Annotated in this window: 7 protein-coding genes; all 7 read left to right on the top strand. The window is 69.6% G+C overall.

All coding sequences use genetic code 11. The features are described 5' to 3' along the window. The first annotated feature begins 1 nt into the window (after position 1). The gene (locus ACFP2E_RS15980; RefSeq protein ID WP_378523794.1) at positions 2-1,033 is read left to right on the top strand and encodes an MCE family protein; all 1,032 of its coding nucleotides are present in this window, start codon (positions 2-4) and stop codon (positions 1,031-1,033) included. Continuing rightward, a complete protein-coding gene (locus ACFP2E_RS15985) occupies positions 1,030-1,995 on the top strand; it encodes an MCE family protein (protein ID WP_378523795.1) in 966 nt (321 codons plus the stop codon). The genes ACFP2E_RS15980 and ACFP2E_RS15985 overlap by 4 nt, the downstream gene beginning before the upstream one ends. Before the next feature lies 1 nt (position 1,996). Then, positions 1,997-3,145 (top strand): MCE family protein, encoded by a 1,149-nt coding sequence (locus ACFP2E_RS15990; protein ID WP_378523796.1) that lies wholly within the window; start codon positions 1,997-1,999, stop codon positions 3,143-3,145. Continuing rightward, on the top strand, positions 3,142-4,542 hold the full coding sequence (locus ACFP2E_RS15995) for an MCE family protein (RefSeq protein ID WP_378523797.1): 1,401 nt from the start codon (positions 3,142-3,144) through the stop codon (positions 4,540-4,542). The genes ACFP2E_RS15990 and ACFP2E_RS15995 overlap by 4 nt, the downstream gene beginning before the upstream one ends. After that, positions 4,539-5,828: an MCE family protein gene (locus tag ACFP2E_RS16000; RefSeq protein ID WP_378523798.1), complete on the top strand. Its 1,290-nt coding sequence runs from the start codon at positions 4,539-4,541 to the stop codon at positions 5,826-5,828. Before ACFP2E_RS15995 ends, ACFP2E_RS16000 begins: the two co-directional genes overlap by 4 nt. Further along, on the top strand, positions 5,825-6,391 hold the full coding sequence (locus ACFP2E_RS16005) for a hypothetical protein (protein WP_378523799.1): 567 nt from the start codon (positions 5,825-5,827) through the stop codon (positions 6,389-6,391). The genes ACFP2E_RS16000 and ACFP2E_RS16005 overlap by 4 nt, the downstream gene beginning before the upstream one ends. Beyond that, a partial coding sequence (locus tag ACFP2E_RS16010) for a DnaJ domain-containing protein (RefSeq protein WP_378539351.1) occupies positions 6,391-6,926 on the top strand: 536 nt, incomplete at its 3' end. The genes ACFP2E_RS16005 and ACFP2E_RS16010, both read left to right, overlap by 1 nt.

Below are 6,926 nucleotides of genomic sequence, written 5' to 3' on the forward strand. Positions count from 1 at the left end.
GATGATGGGTCTCGACGCGAAGACCGCCTCGGCGGCGGTGAAGCTCCTCATCTTCATGCTCGTCACGACCATGGCCACCGCCGTGCTCGTGATGACGATCGGCAACATCTCCTTCGCCGGCAGCAAGGAGTTCAAGGCCGTCTTCTCCGACGCCACTGGCGTGGTGGAGGGCGACGACGTCCGGGTCGCCGGCGTCAAGGTCGGCACGGTCAAGGACATCGAGATCACCGACCGGACCCGCGCCCTGGTGACGTTCTCCGTCGAGGAGGACACCCCGATGACGGGCGCCACCAACGCGGCGATCCGCTACCGCAACCTCGTCGGCCAGCGCTACATCTCGCTGAGCCAGGAGATCGGGGACGCCTCCCCGCTGGAGGAGGGCGCGACCATCCCGGTCTCGCAGACGTCCCCGGCGCTCGACCTGACCGTGCTGTTCAACGGCTTCAAGCCGCTGTTCCAGGCGCTGTCGCCCTCCGACCTCAACCAGCTCTCCTACGAGATCATCCAGGTCTTCCAGGGCGAGGGCGGCACGCTCGAGGGGCTGCTGGCGCACACCGCGTCGGTGACGCAGACCCTCGCCGAGCGCGACCAGGTCTTCGGCCAGCTCATCGAGAACCTCAACGAGGCGCTCGACCACGTCGGCGACCGCGACGAGCAGCTCAGCGAGCTGATCGTGACCTTCCGCCAGTTCATCGGTGGGCTCAAGAAGGACCGGCAGGCCATCCTCGGCTCGCTCGACCAGATCTCCGCGCTGTCGCTGGAGACCGCCGACCTCGTCGACGGCATCCGCGAGCCCTTCGTCGAGGACATCAAGCAGCTGCGCCGCGCGGCCGGCAATCTCGACCGCAACAAGGCCGAGATCGACCGGGCGCTGCAGGTGCTGCCGATCAAGCTGACCAAGGTCGGCCGGACCGCGATCTACGGCTCGTGGTTCAACTTCTACCTCTGCACGTTCAAGGCGGACGTCCAGTTCGCCGGCAAGTCCCACCCGATCGAGTACCAGACCGAATCGGACAGGTGTGACCTCGGATGAAGAACTTCCGTGACCGCAACCCCGTGATCGTCGGGGCCGTGAGCATGGCCGTGCTGGCCGCGATGGTCCTCGCCGCCTTCCGGGCCCAGGACCTGCCGCTGATCGGCGGCGGCGACACCTACCACGCTGCCTTCAGCGAGGCCGGTGGCCTCAAGGCCAACGACGAGGTCCGCATCGCCGGCGTCCGCGTCGGCAAGGTCGAGGCCGTCGAGCTCGAGGGCGACCACGTCCGGGTGACCTTCCGGGTCGAGGAGGACGCCGACTTCGGCACCCAGACCGCGGCGGCGATCAAGGTGAAGACGCTGCTCGGCGCGATGTTCCTCTCGCTGGAGCCGGCCGGTTCGGGCCAGCTCGAGGAGGGGGCCGAGATCCCCGTGGAGCGCACCAGCTCGCCGTACGACGTGGTCGAGGCCTTCTCCGGCCTCGCCGAGACCTCCGAGCAGATCGACACCGACCAGCTCGCGAAGTCGCTGACCACGCTCGCCGACCTGACCCGCAACACCCCGGAGGAGTTCCGCGAGGCCCTCGACGGCGTCTCGCGCCTCTCCGCGAACGTCGCGGCGCGGGACGAGCAGATCAACCAGCTGCTCGGCAACCTCGAGCGGGTCTCCACGGTGCTCGACGAGCGCGACCAGGACATCATCGCGCTGATGGAGGACGCCGACGTGCTCTTCCAGGCGCTGGTGCAGCGGCGCGACGCCGTCCACCGGCTGCTCGTCTCCACCACCCGGCTCTCGAAGGAGCTGACCACCCTGGTGCGCGAGAGCCGCGCCGACCTCAAGCCGGCCCTGACGCACCTCGAGAACGTCGTCCGGGTGCTCAACAAGAACGAGGACAACATCGACAACAGCCTGCGGTTGATGGCGCCCTTCTACCGGGTGTTCGCCAACACGCTCGGAACGGGCCCGTGGTTCGACACCTACATCCAGAACTTCCCGCCGGTCCCGCAGGCGGGTGAGTGACATGCCTGGCATCAAGAAGCTGATCATCCCGGGCGTCATCGTCGCCCTGCTGGCCGCGGCCGCTGTGACGATGTTCGGCGGTGAGGACCGCAAGACCCTCGTCGCGCACTTCCCCCGGACCATCTCGATCTACGAGGGCAGCGACGTGCGTGTCCTCGGTGTCCCGATCGGCACCGTCGACTCGGTGACCCCGTCGGGCACCGACGTCGTCGTGACGATGTCCTACGAGGGCGACACGAAGATTCCTGCCGACGCGAAGGCCGTGATCATCGCCCCCTCGATCGTGGGCGACCGCTACATCCAGCTCACCCCGGTCCACGACGGCAGCGGCGAGGTGCTCGAGGACGGCGCCGAGCTCGACCAGGACCGGACCTCGGTCCCGCTGGAGCTCGACCAGATCTACGACGGCCTCGACAAGCTCAACGTCGCGCTCGGCCCCAACGGAGCCAACCGCGACGGCGCGCTGACCGACCTCCTCGAGACCACTGCCGAGAACTTCGGCGGCCAGGGCGAGCAGTTCCACCAGACCATCAAGGACTTCTCGAAGTTCAGCCAGACGCTCGACAACAACAAGGAGGAGCTGTTCGGCTCCGCCCGGGCGCTGCAGGGCTTCATCGGCACCCTCGCCGAGAACGACCGCACGGTCCGCGAGTTCAACCAGTCCCTCGCGCAGGTCTCCGAGATGCTCTCGGGCGAGCGCCAGGAGCTGCGGGCCTCGCTCGACAACCTCGCCACGGCGATGACCGAGGTGGAGTCCTTCGTCCGCGACAACCGCGAGATCCTGGGCCGCAACATCAAGGGGCTCAGCCGGTTCGCGAAGGTGCTCGCCAAGCAGCGCGGCGCGCTAGACGAGATCCTCGATGCTGCCCCGCTGGCGCTGAACAACCTGTACCTCGCCTACAACCCGCAGGCCGGAACCCTCGACACCCGCGCCAACCAGGGCGAGGTCGGCGAGGTGGCCGCGGCCGACCCGGAGACCTTCCTGTGCGGCATCGTCAGCCAGGCGGACACCTCCGGCGAGATGTGCAAGGCGATCCAGAACGGCGGCTTCCCCGGCCTCAACCGCACGGCGTTCGGCGCCATGGGCGGTCCCGGCTGGCAGGAGCGCCACGACCCGACCCTCGGCGGCCTGGTGGAGGTGGCGCAGTGAAGCGACTCAAGCTGCTGCTGCTGGGGGTGGCGACCTCGCTCACCCTCAGCGCCTGTGACTTCGACGTGTACGAGCTGCCGCTCCCCGGCGGCACGGACACCGGCGCCGACCCGATGGTCGTCACGGTGATGTTCCGCGACGTGCTCGACCTGGTGCCCAAGTCGACCGTCAAGGTCAACGACGTCAGCGTCGGCGAGGTGACCGAGGTCGACCTCGACGGCTACGTCGCGAAGGTGACCCTCGAGGTGCGCTCGGACGTCGAACTCCCGGACAACGCGGTGGCCGAGCTGCGGCAGACCAGCCTGCTGGGCGAGAAGTTCGTCTCCCTCTCGGCACCGCAGGACGAGACCCCGACCGGCGCGCTCGAGAGCGGCGACACCATCCCGCTCGACCGCTCGGGCCGCAACCCCGAGGTCGAGGAGGTGCTGGGCGCGCTGAGCCTGGTCCTCAACGGCGGCGGCGTCGCACAGCTCAAGACCATCGCGAGCGAGCTCAACGAGGCGCTCGAGGGTCGGGAGGACTCCGCGAAGTCGGTGCTCTCGCAGATCGAGCTGCTGATGAGCCAGCTCGACGACGGCAAGGGCGACATCGTCCGGGCCATCGAGTCCCTCAACCGGCTCGCGATCTCCGTCAACGAGCAGACCGACGACATCGACCTCGCCCTCGAGGAGATGCCGAGCGCGCTGCGTTCGCTCGACAAGCAGCGCGACGACCTGGTCCGGATGCTCAAGGCGCTCAACCGGCTCGGCGACGTCGGCGTCCGCGTGATCCGGGAGTCGAAGCGGTCCACCATCGAGTCGTTCCGCCAGCTCAGCCCGGTGCTCACCGAGCTCGGCAACGCCGGCGACGACTTCGCCAACGCGTTCCACGTCTTCCTGACCTACCCGTTCGTCGACGAGGTGGTGGGCCGTGACCCGCAGGTCGCCCGCAACCTGCACATGGGTGACTACACCAACCTGTCGATCGAGATGGACTTCAAGATCACGAAGAACAACCCGACGCCGCCGACCAACCTGCCGTCGGTGATCGACCCCACCGTGATCGTCGACAACGTCCAGAAGTGCATCGAGAGCGGCGACCTGCAGAGCAAGGCCTGCAAGAAGGTCATCAGCGACGCCGAGTCGCTGGAGGAGCTCCGCGAGGAGTGCCGCAAGCCGCAGAACGAGAACAAGGACGTCTGCCGCGAGCTGAACCTCGTGCCCGGGCTGCCGACCCCGTCCAGCAGCGCCGAGGACGGTGGCCCGCTCGACGGGATCACCGGCGGCCTCGGCCGGGCGGCCCACGGCCCGCTCGCCGAGCGGTGGTCCGCGCAGCACGGCCCGACGATGGGCCAGCTGATGGCGGTCTACGACCCCACCCTCGTGCACCTGCTCGTCCCCGGAATGGTGACCCGATGATCACGCGCCGTACCAAGATCCAGCTCCTGGTCTTCGTCCTGATCACGCTGATCGGCGTGAGCTACGTCGGGGCTCGGTACGCCCGGCTCGACCGGCTCGTGGTCGACGACGCCTACACCGTCGTCGCCCACTTCCCGGAGTCCGGCGGCATCTTCACCGGCGCCGAGGTGACCTACCGCGGCGTCCGGGTCGGCCAGGTCGAGCACATGGAGCTCACCGACGCCGGCGTCGACGTGCACCTGTCGATCGACAACGACTACGACACCGTGCCTGCCGACACCCTCGCGGTGGTCGGCAACCGCTCCGCGGTCGGTGAGCAGTACGTCGAGCTCCAGCCGCAGGCGGACAGCGAGCCCTACCTCCGCGAGGACTCCGAGATCGCCGAGGAGGACACCCGGACCCCGATCAAGACCCAGACGCTGCTCACCAACCTGTCCAACACCGTGCAGTCGGTGGACCAGGAGGCGCTGCAGACGACGGTGACGGAGATGGGCAAGGCGTTCTCCGGCACGGGCGAGGACCTCGCCCGGATGATCGACTCCGGCGACGCGTTCATCCGCGAGGCCAACGCGAACTTCGACGTGACCACCGCGCTCATCAAGGACAGCAACACCGTCCTCAAGGGGCAGCTCGCCTCGGCCGGGGCGCTGCGCACCTTCGCCCGCGAGTTCTCGCTGTTCAGCGGCTCGCTGGCGGCGGCCGACAAGGACCTGCGCCGGGTCATCGAGAACGGCTCGGCGACGGCCAACCAGCTGCGCACGTTCCTCAAGGACAACGACGTCGCGCTCGGCGCGCTGATCAACGACCTGGTCACGACCGGCGAGGTCGTGGTGAAGCACCTCGACGGCGTGGAGCAGATCCTCGTGATCTACCCCTACGTGGTGGAGGGCGGCTTCACGGTGGTGTCGAAGTCGAAGGACACCGGGCTGTACGACGCCCACTTCGGATTCATCCTCCAGCAGGACTCCCACGTCTGCAACAAGGGCTACGAGAGCACCAACCAGCGCCCGCCGCAGGACGGCAGCAACGCGCCGATGAACATGCAGGCCCGCTGCACCGAGCCCGCGGCCGTGTCCAACGCCCGGGGCGCCCAGCACCTCAACCGGGCGGGGGCCGCCTACCGCGCGCCGGTCGTGGCGACCTACGACCCCGACCGGAAGCGCGTCCACTGGGGCGACCGGGTCCCGTCGGCGTACCGGTCCCCGGGTAGCCTCGCCCCGTCGTCGTTCGGAGAGGAGTCGTGGAAGTGGCTGTACCTCCAGCCCCTGCTGGGCCCGCAGGAGTGACGAGCAGCGACCACGACACCGACCCGACGAGCACCGGTTCCAGCACCTTCCGCCGTGCCCTGCTCGGCGTGCTGGTCGTCGCGCTCGTCGTGTCCGGTGGTCTGCTGATCTGGTTGCTCGCCGATCGCCAGGGTGACGCCGAGGAGCTCCAGTCGGAGCGCGAGGCGGCCATGGCGCAGGCGCGGCAGCTCGCACTGCGGGTGGGGACCTACGGTCCCGAGATGCTCGAGGGGGAGCAGATGCCCGAGTACCGCGAGCAGGTCGCCGCGGTGATGACCCCGAAGCTCGCCGGCGACTTCGAGCAGAACGGCGCTCCGCTGGCGGAGCAGACCGTCGCCCAGACGCAGGCGAGCCGCTCCGCGGAGGTCTTCGCGACCGGGGTCTCGGTGATCGACGAGGACTCCGCCGAGGTGCTCGTCGCCGGGACGTTCGAGACGTCCTTCCCCGGTGGCGGCGGTCAGGGGCAGCCCGCGACCGTCCCGTTCCGCTACGTGATGAGCCTGGACAAGATCGACGGCACGTGGCTCGTGGACTCCTACGAGTCGGCCTCGGAGGCGCAGTGATGGCCACCAGTTCCCCCGACAGCACGCGCGGTCCCGGCAGCCCCAGCTGGTACGACCTGCTCGGCGTCGACGCGACGGCGTCCAAGGCCGAGATCAAGGACGCCTGGAGGGCGGCGACCGCCGACCGCGACCCCACCGACCGCCGCTTCAAGCTGGCCAACCAGGCCGCGGAGGTGCTGCTCGACGACGAGCAGCGGGCGGCGTACGACGCCGCGCTCGCCGAGCGTGCGGCCGTCGAGGCCGAGCGGCCCGAGCCGGCGGACGAGCCCGACGGGCTCGATGAGCCGGGCGCGACCGGCGTGACCGCGGCCGCGGCAGCGGGAGCGGGCCCGGCCGCACCGGCGGCCGTCCCCGCGACGACCCCCAGCGCGACGCCCGGCGCCGCCCTCGCCGGGCTGCGGGCGGGCGCCGTCCCGGCCTGGGCCGTGGTGGCGCTCGCGGTGGTGACGCTGGCGGTCGCCGGCCTCACGGCGTACCTGTGGTCGACGCCGTCCGACAGCGAGGTCGAGGACTCCACCCGGGCGGCCCAGGCGGC

The organism is Nocardioides sp. GCM10027114, assembly GCF_042659625.1.
Lineage (GTDB): Bacteria > Actinomycetota > Actinomycetes > Propionibacteriales > Nocardioidaceae > Nocardioides.

Coding starts and splice junctions, on each gene's coding strand:
- ACFP2E_RS15980 (WP_378523794.1), top strand. CDS start 2: ATGATGGGTCTCGACGCGAAGACCGCCTCGGCGGCGGTGAAGCTCCTC.
- ACFP2E_RS15985 (WP_378523795.1), top strand. CDS start 1,030: ATGAAGAACTTCCGTGACCGCAACCCCGTGATCGTCGGGGCCGTGAGC.
- ACFP2E_RS15990 (WP_378523796.1), top strand. CDS start 1,997: ATGCCTGGCATCAAGAAGCTGATCATCCCGGGCGTCATCGTCGCCCTG.
- ACFP2E_RS16000 (WP_378523798.1), top strand. CDS start 4,539: ATGATCACGCGCCGTACCAAGATCCAGCTCCTGGTCTTCGTCCTGATC.